General features: G+C 53.3%; 18 protein-coding genes and 1 tRNA gene. 4 read left to right on the plus strand and 15 right to left on the minus strand.

From position 1 onward, the window contains the following. Positions 1-20: 20 nt before the first annotated feature. The 8 genes from H3L98_RS00645 to hisH all read right to left on the minus strand — a co-directional run bounded on the left by H3L98_RS00645 (position 21) and on the right by hisH (position 5,854). Positions 21-527, minus strand: coding sequence for a hypothetical protein (locus H3L98_RS00645; protein ID WP_027022101.1), 507 nt, complete (start codon positions 525-527; stop codon positions 21-23). A gap of 127 nt (positions 528-654) precedes the next feature. Further along, on the minus strand, positions 655-1,668 hold the full coding sequence (locus tag H3L98_RS00650; RefSeq protein ID WP_034333582.1) for a quinone-dependent dihydroorotate dehydrogenase: 1,014 nt from the start codon (positions 1,666-1,668) through the stop codon (positions 655-657). A gap of 20 nt (positions 1,669-1,688) precedes the next feature. Then, positions 1,689-2,456 carry a sulfite exporter TauE/SafE family protein gene (locus H3L98_RS00655; protein WP_034333581.1) on the minus strand — a complete coding sequence of 256 codons (768 nt, stop codon included), beginning with the start codon at positions 2,454-2,456 and terminating at the stop codon, positions 1,689-1,691. A gap of 27 nt (positions 2,457-2,483) precedes the next feature. Then, entirely contained in the window at positions 2,484-3,020 is a 537-nt protein-coding gene (locus H3L98_RS00660; RefSeq protein ID WP_156932299.1) for a hypothetical protein, read from the minus strand. Positions 3,021-3,129: 109 nt separating this feature from the next. Next, on the minus strand, positions 3,130-3,894 hold the full coding sequence (hisF, locus tag H3L98_RS00665) for an imidazole glycerol phosphate synthase subunit HisF (RefSeq protein WP_027022097.1): 765 nt from the start codon (positions 3,892-3,894) through the stop codon (positions 3,130-3,132). 89 nt (positions 3,895-3,983) lie between these two features. Beyond that, on the minus strand, positions 3,984-4,334 hold the full coding sequence (locus H3L98_RS00670; protein WP_027022096.1) for a hypothetical protein: 351 nt from the start codon (positions 4,332-4,334) through the stop codon (positions 3,984-3,986). A gap of 31 nt (positions 4,335-4,365) precedes the next feature. Further along, positions 4,366-5,112: a 1-(5-phosphoribosyl)-5-[(5-phosphoribosylamino)methylideneamino]imidazole-4-carboxamide isomerase gene (hisA, locus tag H3L98_RS00675; RefSeq protein WP_027022095.1), complete on the minus strand. Its 747-nt coding sequence runs from the start codon at positions 5,110-5,112 to the stop codon at positions 4,366-4,368. A gap of 97 nt (positions 5,113-5,209) precedes the next feature. Beyond that, entirely contained in the window at positions 5,210-5,854 is a 645-nt protein-coding gene (hisH, locus tag H3L98_RS00680; protein WP_027022094.1) for an imidazole glycerol phosphate synthase subunit HisH, read from the minus strand. Between the two features lie 73 nt (positions 5,855-5,927). Here hisH and H3L98_RS00685 point away from each other — a divergent pair, with 73 nt between their 5' ends. Continuing rightward, on the plus strand, positions 5,928-6,071 hold the full coding sequence (locus H3L98_RS00685) for a hypothetical protein (RefSeq protein ID WP_156932298.1): 144 nt from the start codon (positions 5,928-5,930) through the stop codon (positions 6,069-6,071). A 29-nt stretch (positions 6,072-6,100) separates the two neighbouring features. After that, positions 6,101-7,357, plus strand: a complete 1,257-nt coding sequence (locus H3L98_RS00690; protein WP_027022092.1) for an NRAMP family divalent metal transporter — start codon at positions 6,101-6,103, stop codon at positions 7,355-7,357. Positions 7,358-7,396: 39 nt separating this feature from the next. On the opposite strand, the gene H3L98_RS00695 is transcribed toward H3L98_RS00690, so the two are convergent. From H3L98_RS00695 to rbfA, 4 genes are read right to left on the minus strand one after another with little or no spacing between them, the layout of a single operon-like run. Then, positions 7,397-9,220, minus strand: coding sequence for an LTA synthase family protein (locus H3L98_RS00695; protein WP_027022091.1), 1,824 nt, complete (start codon positions 9,218-9,220; stop codon positions 7,397-7,399). A gap of 3 nt (positions 9,221-9,223) precedes the next feature. Next, positions 9,224-10,183: a glycosyl transferase family 90 gene (locus tag H3L98_RS00700; protein ID WP_027022090.1), complete on the minus strand. Its 960-nt coding sequence runs from the start codon at positions 10,181-10,183 to the stop codon at positions 9,224-9,226. Between the two features lie 11 nt (positions 10,184-10,194). Next, positions 10,195-10,839, minus strand: coding sequence for a thiamine diphosphokinase (locus tag H3L98_RS00705; protein WP_027022089.1), 645 nt, complete (start codon positions 10,837-10,839; stop codon positions 10,195-10,197). Positions 10,840-10,882: 43 nt separating this feature from the next. Next, positions 10,883-11,254, minus strand: a complete 372-nt coding sequence (gene rbfA, locus H3L98_RS00710) for a 30S ribosome-binding factor RbfA (protein WP_027022088.1) — start codon at positions 11,252-11,254, stop codon at positions 10,883-10,885. Between the two features lie 168 nt (positions 11,255-11,422). On the opposite strand from rbfA, the gene ubiM reads away from it, so the two are divergent. Both ubiM and zwf read left to right on the plus strand, forming a co-directional pair. Further along, the gene (gene ubiM, locus H3L98_RS00715; RefSeq protein WP_034333592.1) at positions 11,423-12,601 is read left to right on the plus strand and encodes a 5-demethoxyubiquinol-8 5-hydroxylase UbiM; all 1,179 of its coding nucleotides are present in this window, start codon (positions 11,423-11,425) and stop codon (positions 12,599-12,601) included. Positions 12,602-12,641: 40 nt separating this feature from the next. Then, positions 12,642-14,072: a glucose-6-phosphate dehydrogenase gene (zwf, locus tag H3L98_RS00720; RefSeq protein ID WP_027022086.1), complete on the plus strand. Its 1,431-nt coding sequence runs from the start codon at positions 12,642-12,644 to the stop codon at positions 14,070-14,072. 218 nt (positions 14,073-14,290) lie between these two features. On the opposite strand, the gene H3L98_RS00725 is transcribed toward zwf, so the two are convergent. From H3L98_RS00725 to H3L98_RS00735, 3 genes are all read right to left on the minus strand, one after another. Then, positions 14,291-14,366 (minus strand) — tRNA-Lys (locus H3L98_RS00725). Positions 14,367-14,443: 77 nt separating this feature from the next. Beyond that, positions 14,444-15,112: a hypothetical protein gene (locus H3L98_RS00730; protein ID WP_156932297.1), complete on the minus strand. Its 669-nt coding sequence runs from the start codon at positions 15,110-15,112 to the stop codon at positions 14,444-14,446. Positions 15,113-15,186: 74 nt separating this feature from the next. Continuing rightward, positions 15,187-15,798: a BON domain-containing protein gene (locus H3L98_RS00735; protein WP_034333580.1), complete on the minus strand. Its 612-nt coding sequence runs from the start codon at positions 15,796-15,798 to the stop codon at positions 15,187-15,189. Positions 15,799-16,068 lie beyond the last annotated feature (270 nt).

The raw sequence follows: 16,068 nt of genomic DNA on the forward strand, positions 1-16,068 counted from the left end.
GCCCGAAAAAGGCAACGGCATTATTTCAAAGGCGGCAAGCCCATGTGTTCCATCAGAAAGTTGGTAAATGCGGGGTTTTCGGGGCGTTGCGGCAAATCATGCCAACGTCTTGCCCAGCCTTGCAAGGAACTTTCCACCATGGCTTTGGATTGGGCAGAATCAATCGCACCGCGCTGGCTGTCCACCGCTGCACGCAAATACACGTCGTACATGCTGTCGTCCACCTGATTATGCCCGACCAAGCCCAAACGGAAGCGGTTTAAATGCTGCGCTGCCTGTACTTTGCTGATTTTGCCCGCGCTCACCTGCATACCCAAACGCTGGGCTTCGGCGCGGATTTTGGCAACATCCGTCCAATGGTGGGGCGCAAGGCTGTAACGCACCGGCACGGGATTGGGCGAACCCAAAGGCGGCAGCGGTTGGACTTGTCCGCGATACTGCGGGGTGGGGGTAACGTTCACACTGCAGGCGCTTAAAAAAACGGCAAGCAGTGCGGCGGTGCAAGTGTGTTTGGAAGTGGAAAACATGGTCTTTACTTTAGCGTTATTGTGGATATGCAATGATGCGGACGATAAGCGCATCAAAGGTAAAAGGCAATCTTAACCGATTGGCGCAGTTTTGCAAATCCGTTGCGCGGCAAGTGTGGTATTTTGGCTACGCACAGGCGCGGATACATTCGCGCACCAGTTCGGGACCGCGATACACCATGCCGCTGTAAAGTTGCACCGCCGTTGCGCCCAAACGCAGCTTTTCTGCCGCATCGCTGCCCGACACAATACCGCCCGCGCCCACCAAAGGCACACTGCCGTCCAATTCTGCTGCCAATGCCGCCAATACGCGGTTGGCAGCCGCACGCACGGGCAAACCGCTCAATCCCCCCGCTTCCTGTGCCAAAGGCGAAGCCCCCAAAGACGATTTATCAATGGTGGTATTGGTGGCGATGACACCGTCCATTTCGCATTGTTTCACAATACGGGCGATGTCGCGGATTTGCGCTTCGTCCAAATCAGGCGCGATTTTTACCGCCACAGGCACATAACGCCCGTGCGCCGTGTGCAAGGCAGATTGTTTGTTTTTCAAGGTTTCCAATAATTTGGATAATTCGTCGCCCGCTTGCAGATTGCGTAAGTTCTGCGTATTGGGCGAAGAAATATTCACGGTAATATAAGACGCATGCGGATAGGCTTTTTCCAAACCAATCAAATAATCATCGGCGGCGCGTTCAATGGGCGTGGCAGCGTTTTTCCCGATATTGATGCCCAATACACCCTTAAATTTGGCGGCGCGTACATTGGCAATCAAACGGTCAATACCGTCATTATTAAAACCCATGCGGTTAATTACCGCTTGATGTTCAGGCACTCGGAACAGGCGCGGTTTCGGGTTGCCCGACTGCGCCAACGGCGTGACCGTACCCACTTCAATAAAACCAAAACCCAAAGCCGCCAAAGCATCAATATACTCGCCGTTTTTGTCCAACCCCGCTGCCAAACCCACCCCGTTCGGCAAATCCAAACCCATCAACTTCACGGGTTTGCCCTGCACCGCAGGCATGCAGCGCAATACACCACAGCTTTCGGCGTATTTCAGCCATTGCAGGGCGCGGTGATGCGAGGTTTCCGCATCGCTGCGAAATAAAATATTGCGTATGGGCGTGTAAAAATTCATGCTCTTTCCTTACAATTTAATCACTTATAAACCAGCGCAAACGCCACCGCCAACAGCGTCATCACAAACACCGCCCAACGCATATTTTGCGGCGACAGCTTCATCGCCACGCGCACCCCCACCAATGCCCCCAACACATTGCCCGCCGCCAACACCAGCCCCAGCGTCCACCACACCTGCCCTTGTGAAATAAAAATCAGCAGCGCCACTGTGGTAAAGCCTAAAGTACACAAAATTTTCAAGGCATTGGCGCGTACCGTATCAAAGCGCAGCAACGCCACCAGCATGGGCAGCATCAGCAAACCCACACCCGCCTGCACAAAGCCGCCGTATATGCCCGCCAAAAACATTCCCGCCCACGCTTTGGGGTGGCTGTTGATATTTACGGGTTCGGTATCAGGGGGATTATTCAGCAAATTGGGTTTAAACAACATCAGCCCCGCCACCAACAGCATCACCAGCAGCAGCGAAGGTTTGAGCAGCCACGCGGGCAGTTGCGAAGCCAGCACCGCACCCACCGTCCCGCCAATCAGCGTGGGCAACATAATGCGCCACACCTGTGGTGCAGGTGGAATTTTATCCGCTTTGGCAAAACCCTGAATCCCCGCCAAAGACTGCAAAAACACACCCACACGGTTGCTGCCGTTGGCGATGTCGGGGGGAATACCAAACACCATCAGCGTTGGCAAAATCAGGTTGGAACCGCCCCCCGCCACAATATTAATCACACCTGCCACCACCGCCAACACAGCAATGGCAAGGTAATGCCACAGGCTTAAATCATGCATTATCTATTCCTAATTAATTACTGCGGATTAATAAGTATTTTTCCATTTATCCAACCATTCGCGGGTACGCTGTTTTTCCTTTTCCAACCATGCTTTATCGCGCATTGCCTGCTTGGGACTGTAAGTTGCCAACTGTCCTTGGGCGCAATGGGCGAGAATGGCATGGTACAGCGCGTAAACCGTTTGGTCGTAGTGATGTTCAGACAAGGTTACATATTCGCGCACACTGCGGCGCGAATATTGCAAACGGCTTAAATCCACCACCTGTTCGCGTGGTTCGCTGTCGGAGTCATCTTCAGGCAAACGGTATTCCAAAAGGAATTTGGCGTGAACCATCCGTTCGCCATGGTTAGGACACTGGTAATCCAATTGACAATACAGCAGCGCCGCATAGGGAATATGGTAGGTTTTCGGGTCAGGGTCAATTTGAAAGGAAAAACCCATTGTGCCTAAACGGATAAATTCACGGCTGGTGCGCTGTTTTTGCCAAACAGTCATGCCAATCGCGCCTACTATGCTCATCAGGAAACTCAACAGCAACAATCTGATGTCAAATATACTCAACAATAACAGTAAAACACAGATAGCAGCTATAAAAACCGCTTCTGCTGGCAGACGGGGATAAAAATGCCATTCGCGTGCTTGCATGCTGTGTATTCCTGTGGGCGCGGGATTACAGCCGCATTTCAATACCTGCTTGGCGCATTTGCCGTTTGGCTTCGGCAATGGATACTTCGCCAAAGTGGAAAATACTGGCTGCCAGCACAGCATCGGCGTGTCCTTGGCTGATGCCTTCAATTAAATGTTGAATATTGCCTACGCCACCCGATGCAATCACGGGAATATCCACCGCATCGGCAACGGCACGGGTAAGCGGCAGATTAAAGCCGTTTTTGGTACCGTCTCTGTCCATGCTGGTAAGCAGGATTTCGCCTGCGCCGCGTGTTTGCAGTTCACGCGCCCATGCTACGGCATCCATGCCTGTGGGTTTGCGTCCACCGTGGGTAAACACTTCCCAACGGCTGTTGTCGGCATTAACGGCTTTGGCATCTACAGCCGCCACAATGGCTTGCGAACCAAAAAACGCCGCCGCTTCGTCCACCAATTCGGGACGGGTAACGGCGGCGGAATTGATACCAACTTTGTCTGCACCCGCGTTCAGCAAACGGCGCACATCTGCCACGCTGCGCACACCGCCGCCCACGGTAAGCGGGATAAACACTTGTGAGGCAACGGCTTCAATCACATGCAAAATGGTGTCGCGGTTGTCGCTGCTGGCGGTAATGTCTAAAAACACCAGTTCGTCTGCGCCTTCGTCGTTATAGCGTTTGGCAACGGCAACAGGGTCGCCCGCATCGCGCAACCCAACAAAGTTTACGCCTTTGACCACACGTCCGTTGTCCACATCCAAGCAGGGGATAATGCGTTTGGCAAGCATGGGTTTACTTTCTAAAAATAAAAATTTAAAAAAATCGGGTGTGCCAAACGCACACGGCGCGGCACACCCGTGACAACAGCAGCGGCAGATTATGCCACCCAACTGCCTACTTTTGCCATGCCTTCGGCACTGAACAGCCACTGTGCCAAAAAGAACCAACCCACGGCAGAACCGATGGCAATGGTCAGATTCAGCGACATATTGTTGGAAAAACGGTCAATCAGTTCCAAGGTAATCACCGAATACACAAACAAAATACCCCATACTGCCAGCATGGTGGCATCAAAATGGGGCGGACCGCTCCATTCCATCAGGCTTTTTGCCACAATCGCCACAATGGTAATCCCAAAGGATTCCATAATGGAATTGACATCGCGGTTCGCCGACCAAATGCACCAAAAACCCAACACGAACGCAGTCAGCATAAATGCACCGTTCATAAACAGTTCCTTTTCGTTTTATTTATTAAAATCATGATAATGTAGATAATTCGTCTGCCAAAGCTTGGGCTTGGGCAAAATCAATGCTGCCTTCGTAAATCGCCCGTCCCGTTATCGCGCCGCTGATGCCCGCAGGCGCGGCGGCGCACAGGGTGCGGATGTCGTCCAAGCTGCTTAATCCGCCTGATGCGATAATCGGCAAACCCGATGCCTGTGCCAACGCAGCAGTGGCGTCAATGTTGACACCACTCATCATGCCATCGCGCCCGATATCGGTGTAAATCACGGCGTTTACGCCGTCATCAGCAAAACGCTTTGCCAAATCGGCGGCGCGGTGTTCGGTTACGGTTGCCCAGCCATCAATCGCCACCATGCCATCTTTGGCATCAATGCCGACAATAATATGTCCGGCAAATTCGCGGCAGGCTTGACGCACCAAATCAGGGTTTTTCACCGCCGCTGTGCCGATAATCACATCGTGCAAACCCATGTCCAAATAACGCCCGATGGTGTGCAAATCGCGGATACCGCCGCCCAACTGCACAGGGATACGGCTGCCCACCCGCGCCAAAATATCGGCAATGGCGTTCAGGTTTTGCGGTTGTCCCGCAAACGCGCCGTCCAAATCCACCAGATGCAGCCGCCGCGCCCCTTGTTCCAGCCAATGCTGCGCGGTATCGGCAGGCGAATCGGAAAACACCGTTGCCTGTTCCATCAGCCCTTGTTTCAGGCGGACGCACTGACCGTTTTTTAAATCAATCGCGGGGATAAGCTGCATAATGGTTGACCTTATATGGCTGCGGTTTAACAAATTTCGGCGTGAAATTAGCGTTATTTTACACAATTAGACAGTTTCGGTGCAATGTTAATTCGGTTTAAGGCTGCCAGTTTAGAAAATTACGCAACAGCAGCAAGCCCGCATCGTGGCTTTTTTCGGTGTGAAACTGGGTGGCAAACACATTGTCGCGTCCCACAATACAGGCAAACGCATCGGGATAATCGCTTTCGCCCAACACAATTTCTTCATCGGCAGGCGCAAAATAATAGCTGTGGACAAAATAAAAGCGCGTTTCATCGGCAATGTCTTGAAACAGCGGATGGGCACGGGTTTGGCGCACCGTGTTCCAACCCATGTGCGGCACTTTCAAACGTCTGTCCTGTGCATCGGTTTGATGATTAGGAAAACGGCGCACGTCCCCCGCAAACCAGCCCAAACCCGCCGTATCGCCCTCTTCGCTGTGGGCAAACAGCAATTGCGCCCCCACACAAATCCCAAAAAAAGGCTTGTTGTGCAAAGCTTCCTGCACCGCTTCGCCCAAACCGCTGCGCTGCAACGCCGCCATACAGTCGGGCATCGCGCCCTGCCCCGGAAAAATCACTTTATCGGCGCGGCGCACCACATCGGCATCGGCAGTCAGCACAATTTCAGCGCGGTTGTCTGCCAAAGCAGCCGCAGCGCGTACCGATTTTTCCACCGAATGCAGATTCCCCATACCGTAATCAATAATGGCAACCGTCATTATCTGTCCTTTATTTATCCAAACCACAATTCAAAACGCCGCGATTATAGCAAAACCACGCCACACCGCTTTTATGGCAAAAATAGCCTTTATTTTGCCTAACACCTGCATACTTGCCCGCACCCCTGCCCCGATTCATGCCAAAACCGCGCATTTTTCGCACACATCCTGCCAATTTTTACGCCATACGCAGCAAAACGCCCGCTTCAGCGTATAATTTGCGCTTTTTTTACAGGCAGAAACAATATGGACGGACACACTCAATCGCTTTGGCAACGGCGTTTTCAAGCCATGGGACCGGGCATTATGATGGCATCGGCGGCAGTGGGCGGCTCACACATTATCGCTTCCACACAGGCAGGCGCACTCTACGGCTGGCAGCTTGCCTTAATCATTATTCTTGCCAACCTGTTCAAATACCCGTTTTTCCGCTTTGGTCCGCAATACACGCTGGCAACAGGTAAAAGCCTGCTGCAAGGCTATGCCGAAAAAAGCCCTGTGTATTTATGGGTGTTTTTTGTATTAAACCTGTTTGCCACCGTGATTAACACCGCAGCCGTGGCGATGTTGTGCGCGGCGATTTTAAATTTTGTCTTGCCTGCGGCGGCATTGTCGGTGAACACTTTGGCGGTGCTGGTGTTGTCGTCCTCGGTGATTTTGCTGCTGCTTGCGCCCTACCGCACAGTGGATAAATTATCCAAAATCATTATGGTCAGCCTCACGCTCACCACCACCGCAGCCGTTGTGGTGGCACTGTTCAACGGTGGTGGCGAAAAAGCAGCCGATTTTATTGAACCCAATCCGTGGAATATGGGCGCATTGGCGTTTATTGTCGCACTAATGGGCTGGATGCCTGCACCGATTGAAATTTCCGTGATTAATTCCATGTGGGTATCGGCGAAAAAAACCTTAAGCAAAGTCAGTTACGAAGACGGTTTGTTTGACTTCAATGTAGGCTATATTTCTACTGCATTGTTGGCATTGGTATTTTTGGCATTGGGCGCACTGGTGCAATACGGTTCGGGTACGGAAGTCAAAATGGCAGGCGGGGCGTATATCGGGCAACTGATTGATATGTATGCCGCTACCATCGGTGAATGGTCGCGCTGGCTGGTGGCGTTTATTGCCTTTGCCTGTATGTACGGCACCACGCTCACGGTGGTAGACGGCTATTCGCGCAGCAATATGGAAGCCCTGCGCCTGATTGCAGGCTGGGAAAAAACGTCTAACCGTATGTTGGGCTGGTGGATTGTACTGGCGGCGGTGTCGGGCTTGGGCGTGATTTTGTTTTTTAAAGGCGCGGTGATGGCGATGCTGAAATTTGCCATGATTGCTTCTTTTGTGAGTACACCTGTGTTTGCGTGGTTAAACCTGTCGCTGGTACGGCGCGGCGGCGAACACGCACCCAAGCCGTGGCTGATGGGCTTGGCATGGCTGGGGCTGGTGTATTTAAGCGGATTTGCGCTGTTGTTCCTGTTACAGCAAACGGGCATAATTGGCTAAAGTTTAGGGACGGAAAAACCATTTCCGTCCTTTTTCTTATTACTCTGTCCAACGGTTATGACGCAACTTATCATCTGCGCTTTGCATTCGCGCCTGCAATAATTGCAATTCGGGCGACATTTCCCCCGAAATCAGCTGCTTGCCCTGAAACTCGGCGGTTTTATCCTGATGAATAAAAGCCGTGGTTTCGCCCTGATTCAGCATTAACGGCACAGGCGAGGTGTCGGGACGCAACAGGCTGTTGCCAAAAGTAAATACGTTTTTCCTAACGCCCAAAATATCGGCAAATGTAGGCAACAAATCGTATTGGCTGGCTTGGCGGGCGTGGCGCACGGGCTGAAGATTGGTGGGGTCAAACACAATCAGGGGAATATGAAAACGCTCGCGCACATCGTTGCCGCGCACGGTGGTATTGAGGGTGTGGTCGGCGGCAAACACAAAGATAGTGTTGTTATACCAAGCCTGTTTGCGGGCGTGTGCCATAAATTGCCCCACTGCCCAATCGCTGTATTTTAAGGTATTTAAAAAACCGTTTTCGCCCTTGCTTTCGTGGGGACGGATGCGGAATTCGCCACCGGGGTCAGTAAAAGGCTCGTGAGTCGTGCCTGTAAACAAAAAGGCAAAAAACGGCTGTTGCGGCTGTGCGTCCAATTTATCGGCAAGCAGCATTAAGGTATCGTAATCCCAACCGAAAGCGGGGGTGTCTTGCTCGTATTTTCGGCGCAAAGGCACGTCTTCCTGCCCGTAATATTCTTGAAAACCCAAGGCTTTGGCAATACCGTCCATGTGAAAGGAACGGCGTTTGGACGACTGCGCCATAATGGTGCGGTAGCCTTGTGCCTGTGCCAGTTCGGCGATGCGGCTGATGTTGTTTAATTCCAGACCAAAACCCACAGGCTCGCGCCCCGGTAATGCGGGTACAGACGTTAAAGCGGCTTGAATGCCGATAATGCTGCGTTGCCCTGCGGCGTAAAAGTTGTCCCATACTTGGCTTTGGCGCACCAGTGCGTCCATATGGGGCGTGGCTTGGTAGCCTTGGTTTGCCAGCGCGTCAATATAGCGGTAAGACCAGCTTTCCAACAGGATAAACACGATGTTTTTTTTGCCTTGACCCGTGCTTTGCGGCTGATACAAAAACGGTTGCGGATGGGTTTTCGCAAACGCCTGCATTTGCGCTTCGTCCAAATACTGCAAAGGTTTTAAACGGTTGCGCTCGCGCCATGCTTGGGCGCTGAGTAATGCGCCGTTTAAGGCAAGGTTTGCCTGTGCCTGACCGTTGCCGCCGAATGCGTCCACCGCGCTTAAGGGCTTGCCCTGCACCACCATGCCCCGCGCCAAAAACACCACCAGCAACAACATTAATCCGTTTTGCCACAATAAGGTTTGCCAAGAACGGGTTTCGTTTTGCGCTGCGCTCACTACACTTCGCTGCCACAGCCACGCCAATACCGCTACTGCCATCAAGCCCCCTAGGGTTGCCTGCCAGCGCGACACCCATGCCATTTTCACCAACACTTCCAAATCGCCGCCGATATTAAACAGCTCGCCCCCCATGTGGCGGTGGGCTTCGTCAAAATAAGCGGCATCAATTACCGCCACGGCAAACGCCGCCGCCAACACCGCCGCACACGCCCACGCACACACACGGCGCAGCTTTGCCGTTTGCCAACGCGGCACGGGCAGCAGCAACACCAGCAAAAACGGCGCACACGCCAGCGCCGTTAATTGCCAGTCAAAACGCAAGCCTGTCCACAATGCTTGCATCAGCGACACGCCTTGAAAATAATCGCGGTACACGCCCCACACGGTTAAGCGCAGCAGAGCAAACACCGCTGCGGCAAACACAAAAATTCGGATAATCATGATTTAATCGGCAAAAGTGTGTTCAAAATAATGTTTCATCACCAGCAGCGACACCAGCCGTTCGCGCTTGGCATCGGCAAACGGGCGCATCCACTCGTTGGCAGCGGCGATGATTTTTTGTGCGGCGTGCGGATGGCTGCGGTAAAACCTTAGTTTTTCATCCAAATCGCCATAGTCTTCCGCCAAAGGCACATAATGGATATGCGGCTGCAAACGTCCTTCCATCAGCCATGTTTCGTAACGCGGTGGCGTCATCAGGCACAACGACTGTGAAGCCAAAATCCACTTTAAATTGGTGGCAACATCATTGCCTTCTATGCTCAACACAAAACGGTGGCGCAATTGTTCCGCCACGCTTAAAAACGGGCGGAAATACGGCTGTCCTGCCGATTTGCGATGCACACAACCCACATCGCACAACGGATGGTTGTGAAAACGCTCTAAAAAACGCATACGCTGCGGCTGGTGTGCCGCACCGCGCCACACCAACGTGTCTTGTTTTTGTTCAAAGGGATAAGGGTCGGGAACAATATAGAAATGGCGCACGCTGTCCAGCTTCAGCAGCACGGAGCGGGCGTTGTCGCCACCAATGGGACGGCTTTTCACAAAAGCAGGCTGCGGCGGTACATGAATCACATCGCCAAATTCACAATCAAAGGGCAAACCCATTGGAAAATAACGCAACAACGCCGCCAAATCGTAAAAATACGCCGAATAACCGCGTTTTTTAAATGCGCCCGTGTATTTGATGTTGCCACTTAAAGCGTGTTTGCCCGTTAATTGGTTGTAATACGCTACGCGCTGCTCAATATGTTGGCGTTCGTCTGCAGGCAAACGCTGCAATTCGGCACACACGGCATCGCCGTCCCGCGCCAGCCACGCTGTAGGCAATACACCCAAATGGGCATGGCGGACATAATAGGCAAATTTATGCAAACGGCGGTGGTAGATATTCGGTTTCACGGCGGTATTTCCTATTTTGGCACATCGGCACTTTGAATCAGTGCCAACACGCCCGCACGAAAACGGCACGTCATTTCGTCTGCCAAAAATTCATTGCTGATTAAAGCAGGCGGATAGGCATAATCCGCGCCCGTCAGCGGATAACGCACCCCGTGCAAATGCACATCTGCCAAGGGCGTTAAACCGATAAAAGACAAATAAGGTTTATCTGCTTCGCGGCGGATGCGGTGGTTGCCCGCGTTTAAAAAACGCAGCGACTGCCCCTGTTCGGCAAAATAAAATTTCTCGCGCCACGTAGCAAAACGCGGCTGCACGCCTAAACCCACATTACACAGCAAATGGTCTAACCTGCCCGCACCCAATGCGCCCAAAATCACGATTTTTTCAATTTCGTCCAACGGGTAACGCGGCAGCAGGTGCAGCAGCGCCGCTTCCAAATCGGTATCGTTTTTGGCGGCAGGCAAACGCAGGATATTCGGACAAGCCTGCGGCGGCGGGGCGCTGTCAAAATCGCCTACCGCCCAATCGGGCATAAACCCCGCCGCCGCCAAACGCGCCGCGCCCGCGTCCACCCCCACCAGCAGCGCGGGTTTGTCCTGCGCCAACAGGGAAAAATCGGGATTCGCCGCGCCCGCACAAAAAATAAGCGTTTTCATGGCATGATGTTGTTGAGTTGTTCCCTTGACCTAGAAAGGGAATTTAATCGGCAACGGGTTTTTCTGCCGCTACTTGTTCAATCAATTGCGACAAGCTCATGCCGCGCTCTAAAGATTCGTCATACACAAAATGCAGTTCGGGCGTGCGGAACACGGTAATGCGTTTGGATAATTCGCTGCGCAAAAAGCCTTTGGCGTGTTCCAAAGCAGCGGCGGTATCGGCGCGGGTGTCGCCGTCCAACACGGTGTAATACACGGTGGCATGGCTGTAATCGCGGCTGACTGCCACTTCGTTTACGGTAATATTGCCTGCGCGGGGGTCTTTCAAACCCGTACGCAGCAATTGCGCCAATTCACGCATAATCTGTTCGCCCACACGCTCGCTGCGGGAATAGTTTCGCTTGTGTTTTTTCACAATTGTTCCTTATTTACTGAAAACTGCCCAATACGGCTGCCATTATAACCCCATTCCCGCGCCCTTCTGCGCCTTGTTGCGGGATTTGCCGTTTCGTTTTATATTGTGCGTTTGGCTGCGGCATGGTGCGGCAGCAGGGCAGCTTTGCCCGAACCGTATGAGGTTTTTATGGATACCGATATTCTCGTCATCGGCGGCGGACCGGCGGGTTTGGCGTTTGCCCGACAATTTGCAGGCAGCCCGCTGCGCCTGACCGTGCTGGAACAAGCCCCCCCCGAAACCCTGCAACACCCCCCTTACGACGGGCGCGAAATCGCCCTAACCCACCGTTCTGCCGAAATTTTACAGCGTTTGGATATTTGGCAGCGCATTCCCGCTAATGAAATCTACCGTTTGCGCGATGCCAAAGTGTATAACGGCACGTCCGACTACACCCTGCACTTTCCCGAACCCGCACGCGCGCGCGGCGGCAAAACCGACCGTTTGGGCAACCTGATTTCCAACCACAATATCCGCCGCGCCGCCTATTTGGCGGTGGCAGATACCCCCAATGTGACTCTGCATTGCGGCACGGGTGTCAAAACCGTTGCCACCGACAAACAATCCGCCTGCGCCACTTTAGCAGACGGCAGCCAAATCCGCGCCCGTTTGCTGGTGGCTGCCGACAGCCGCATGTCGCAAGCACGGCGGCAGTTGGGCATTGCTGCCGATATGCACGACTTCGGGCGCACCGTAATTGTGTTCCGCACCCGCCACAGCCTGTCTAACCAACACACTGCCAGCGAATGCTTTTTTTACGGGCGCACCCTTGCCCTGCTGCCCTTGGAAGAACATCTGACCAACTGCGTGGTAACGATTGCCAACACCCGCGCCCACGAACTGCTTTCGCTTGAACCTGCCGATTTGGTCAAACACATTCAAACCCTGTTGCGCGGCAAATTGGGCGAAATGGAAATCGCAGGCACGGTACACACTTATCCGCTGATGGGCGTACACGCCAAACGTTTTTATGCCAACCGCGCCGCCTTGGTGGGCGATGCCGCCGTGGGTATGCACCCCGTTACCGCACACGGTTTTAATTTGGGTTTGGAAAGCACGGATTTACTGGCAGGTTTAATCCTGAAAGCACAACGGCGCGGCAACGACATTGCGTCCCCCGCCCTGCTGGAAGAATACAACTTCAAACACCAGCTGCACACCCGTCCGCTGTATCACGGCACCAATGCCATGGTCAATTTCTTTACCACCGATACCGCCCCCGCCAAACTGCTGCGCGGCGCTGCATTACGCATCAGCAACAACCTGCCCCCGCTGAAAAAAATCATCAGCAAACAACTGACGGGCTAACCCTTAAAAACGCTTCACAACCATAATCGGAAACCCCACCATGTCCACCCCAAACAATTTTCATCTGCTGCTGTTCGGCGCAACCGGCGATTTGGCGCAACGCAAACTGTTTCCCGCGCTCTATCGCGCCCACGCCCATGATTTGCTGCACCCGCAGGCACGCATTACCGCCATCGGGCGCAGCGAACCCGACACCGCTGCCTTTCTTGCCACCTTGCAACAGCAGGCGCAAAACCATCTGGCAGACGACTTTAATCTCCAAACATGGCAAACCTTCTGCCAACGCATCGATTACCTGATGCTGGACGTTTCCCAAGCCCAACAGTTTGACGCATTGGCAAAATTCGCCCAATCGTCTGACACCGTGATTGCCTACCTGTCCACCGCACCGCGTTTTTTTGCCGACATCTGCCAACAGTTGGCACGCGTGGGCTTAAACACCCCCAATGTGCGCGTGGTGCTGGAAAAACCCCTCGGCAACGACTTGGATTCGTCCCGACACATCAACGCCGCCGTGGGCGAATACTTTAGCGAAAACCAAATTTACCGCATTGACCACTATCTCGGCAAAGAAGCCCTGCAAAACCTGCTGCCACTGCGTTTTGGCAACCCCCTGTTTGAATCGGTATGGAATAAAGACTTTATCCAATCGGTACAAATTACCGTGGCGGAAACCTTGGGTGTCGGCACACGCGGCGCATTTTACGACCGTACGGGCGCACTGCGCGACATGGTGCAAAACCACCTGTTGCAAATGCTGTGTTACACCGCCATGGAACGCCCCGCTTCCACCCATTCCGATGATATTCGTAATGAAAAACTCAAATTATTGGAATCATTACGCATTTACACCCCCGCCGAAGTAGATACACACGCCGTGCGCGGACAATACACCGCCGCCCAAGGCATGAACGCCTATTTGGACGAAGCCGACATCGCCCCCGACAGCCGCACCGAAACCTTTGTCGCTGCCGAGCTGTATATCGATAACCCCCGTTGGACAGGTGTACCGTTTTATCTGCGTACCGGCAAACGCATGGCGCAAAAACAAGCCCATATTGTCATCAATTTCAAAACCGATCCACACAACCCTTTTGCTGCCGTTGCCAACCGCCTTACCATCAGCCTGCAACCCGATGAAACCCTTACCCTGCGCCTAAACACCAAACGCACAGGCAGCGGTATGCAGTCTGCGCCAGCCGATATGGTGCTGGATTTGGCGGCAGCCGCAAACGGACGGCGCATGGAAGCCTACGAATTATTACTGCTGGAAATCATCGCAGGACGTTTGGGCTTATTTAACCGCCGCGATGAGCTGGAAGCCGCATGGCGTTGGGCGATGCCGCTGCTGGAACGCTGGCAAGACCCGTCTGCCCCCGCACCGCAAGGCTATCCTGCGGGTAGTTGGGGTGCTGCCGCCGCACAAGCGCTGCTTGCCCGCCACGGCGACACATGGGCAGAAAACGCCTAAATACCCGCAACAACAGGGACAAACACTTTGTCCCTGTTTGATTGCGCCACACATGACACAGGCTTTGCCTACCGGCTAAAATTAAAGCGCGTATGTATTGGTTTTTTACGGAAAACGTGAAAAATACAGTTGATTAAAATCATATTCCCTATCTTACCGTAGGGGTTGCGCACAAAAAACCTTCCAAATCATATTGGTGATTTGGAAGGTTATTTATTTGGTGGGTCGTGAGCGATTCGAACGCTCGACCAACGGATTAAAAGTCCGCTGCTCTACCGACTGAGCTAACGACCCGAAAAACAGAATAATAAACTGCTTTGCCCTTGGTGTCAATACCCGATGATTTAAATTCTGTAATTTATTAAATTATATCAGAATAAGGCATCAATGGCTTCCGATTGTTTGTTGTTTTGGGGCTGGCGCGATGGCGGGCGCACAGGGGTCAGTTCGCGCTCGCCACCCGATGATTGGCTGTTGTTGCGCGAACGGCTGCCGCGTTCGCCGCTGCCCGAATCGCTGCGCTCGCGGCGGGGCTGGACGGGACGTTCGCGCGGCACGTTTACCGGCTCTAATACCACTTCGCCGGTGGTGTTGTTTTGACTGCTGCGGCTGCGTTCGCTGTTGCGGGCGCTGTCGCTGTTTTCACGCGGCGGACGTTTGGGACGGGGCTTGCGCGGTACGCTCTGCCCCGACGTGAGAGCGCGGGTGTTAATCGGCGGCGTTGCGATGCTGCTGTTTAAGGCATTGGCGGCGGCTTCGGCTTCCTGCTGGCGGTTGGGGTCTTCAGGCTGCGAGGCAGCTTGCGACGCAGCACTGCCGTTCACACCAATTTTGCGTACCGCAACAGCGCCGTTGGGCGACATGGCTTCCACCGTGGCGGCAGGGGCGTTTTCCTGTACCACTGCTGCGGTGCGCTTGGGGGTACGGGTGACTTCAAAATACAACAAGGCAATCAATGCGCTGACAATCAGTGTACCCAATGCCAGCAATCCAATCATGATATTGCCGAAGGTAAATTTAGAGTTTGAATTTTTCGACATAAAATTTCCGTTTTGACCAAACAGCGACCGCAGCACCGCCGCCGCCCGCACCGCTACGGCACGGGCAGACGGGGTTAATAAGGCGATTCGGTAAAGTTTTCATACAGCGTAACCACGCTCATCACGCCAGGGGTGGTGCTGACGCGCTGGTTTACCGCTGCCTGCTGTTCGGGGCTGAGCATGCCCATTACATAGGTTACGCCTGCATAAGTAACCACTTTAACATGTCCCGGATACACACCCGGCACATTTAACAAATTGGCGCGGACACGGGCGGTAATGGACGTGTCGTTGCTGACATCGGCAACAGTACGCGCATTGGGTACCACGCTGATGTGGTTAAACACGGCGGCGGCGCTGCGTTCGGCGCGTGCGATGCGTTCAACGGTTTGGCGGTCGGCCTGCGAAGCCACCTGCCCCAACAGCAGCAGACGGCGGTTGTAGCTGACTACGGCAACAGACGGCTTAAAACCGCCATAGCTGTTACGGCGCAAAATAGACTGCGCTTTGCTTTTTACATGCAGTTCCATCACTTGGTCATCGGCTTGCGAGCCGGCAGAACGGCGGTCGGTAATCGAAGACGCCGCCAACCCGCCGCCGATGACGGCTGCAGCACAGCCGCTCAGGGCGGCTGCAATCAGTGTACCCAAGATAGCGGTTCGCAAACCTGTTTTCCACGGTCTCATGCGGGGGATTCCTTTAAATATATTGGGGAAGGTAAAAGACAAAAGCGGGCTTTAGTTTGCCCCATGTTTCCACACACAGGGTTACACACATAAAGCGTAGCCCTATGAACATGGATTTTAACTTTTTTTGGCTGTTTATGCACATTATTTCTGCCAAAAAACGGCACACCCCTGCACCTGCCCTTATCTGCCCACGCAGCACAGGCGTTTATTTTTTATCGTAACGGCAACATTTGCGGTAAAATATCCTGTTTTTTGCCCGACCATTGT

Source organism: Conchiformibius steedae (assembly GCF_014054725.1).
GTDB lineage: Bacteria > Pseudomonadota > Gammaproteobacteria > Burkholderiales > Neisseriaceae > Conchiformibius > Conchiformibius steedae.

Coding starts and splice junctions, on each gene's coding strand:
- H3L98_RS00645 (WP_027022101.1), bottom strand. CDS start 527: ATGTTTTCCACTTCCAAACACACTTGCACCGCCGCACTGCTTGCCGTT.
- H3L98_RS00650 (WP_034333582.1), bottom strand. CDS start 1,668: ATGAATTTTTACACGCCCATACGCAATATTTTATTTCGCAGCGATGCG.
- H3L98_RS00655 (WP_034333581.1), bottom strand. CDS start 2,456: ATGCATGATTTAAGCCTGTGGCATTACCTTGCCATTGCTGTGTTGGCG.
- hisF (WP_027022097.1), bottom strand. CDS start 3,894: ATGCTTGCCAAACGCATTATCCCCTGCTTGGATGTGGACAACGGACGT.
- H3L98_RS00670 (WP_027022096.1), bottom strand. CDS start 4,334: ATGAACGGTGCATTTATGCTGACTGCGTTCGTGTTGGGTTTTTGGTGC.
- hisA (WP_027022095.1), bottom strand. CDS start 5,112: ATGCAGCTTATCCCCGCGATTGATTTAAAAAACGGTCAGTGCGTCCGC.
- hisH (WP_027022094.1), bottom strand. CDS start 5,854: ATGACGGTTGCCATTATTGATTACGGTATGGGGAATCTGCATTCGGTG.
- H3L98_RS00685 (WP_156932298.1), top strand. CDS start 5,928: ATGGCAAAAATAGCCTTTATTTTGCCTAACACCTGCATACTTGCCCGC.
- H3L98_RS00690 (WP_027022092.1), top strand. CDS start 6,101: ATGGACGGACACACTCAATCGCTTTGGCAACGGCGTTTTCAAGCCATG.
- H3L98_RS00695 (WP_027022091.1), bottom strand. CDS start 9,220: ATGATTATCCGAATTTTTGTGTTTGCCGCAGCGGTGTTTGCTCTGCTG.
- H3L98_RS00705 (WP_027022089.1), bottom strand. CDS start 10,839: ATGAAAACGCTTATTTTTTGTGCGGGCGCGGCGAATCCCGATTTTTCC.
- ubiM (WP_034333592.1), top strand. CDS start 11,423: ATGGATACCGATATTCTCGTCATCGGCGGCGGACCGGCGGGTTTGGCG.
- zwf (WP_027022086.1), top strand. CDS start 12,642: ATGTCCACCCCAAACAATTTTCATCTGCTGCTGTTCGGCGCAACCGGC.
- H3L98_RS00730 (WP_156932297.1), bottom strand. CDS start 15,112: ATGTCGAAAAATTCAAACTCTAAATTTACCTTCGGCAATATCATGATT.
- H3L98_RS00735 (WP_034333580.1), bottom strand. CDS start 15,798: ATGAGACCGTGGAAAACAGGTTTGCGAACCGCTATCTTGGGTACACTG.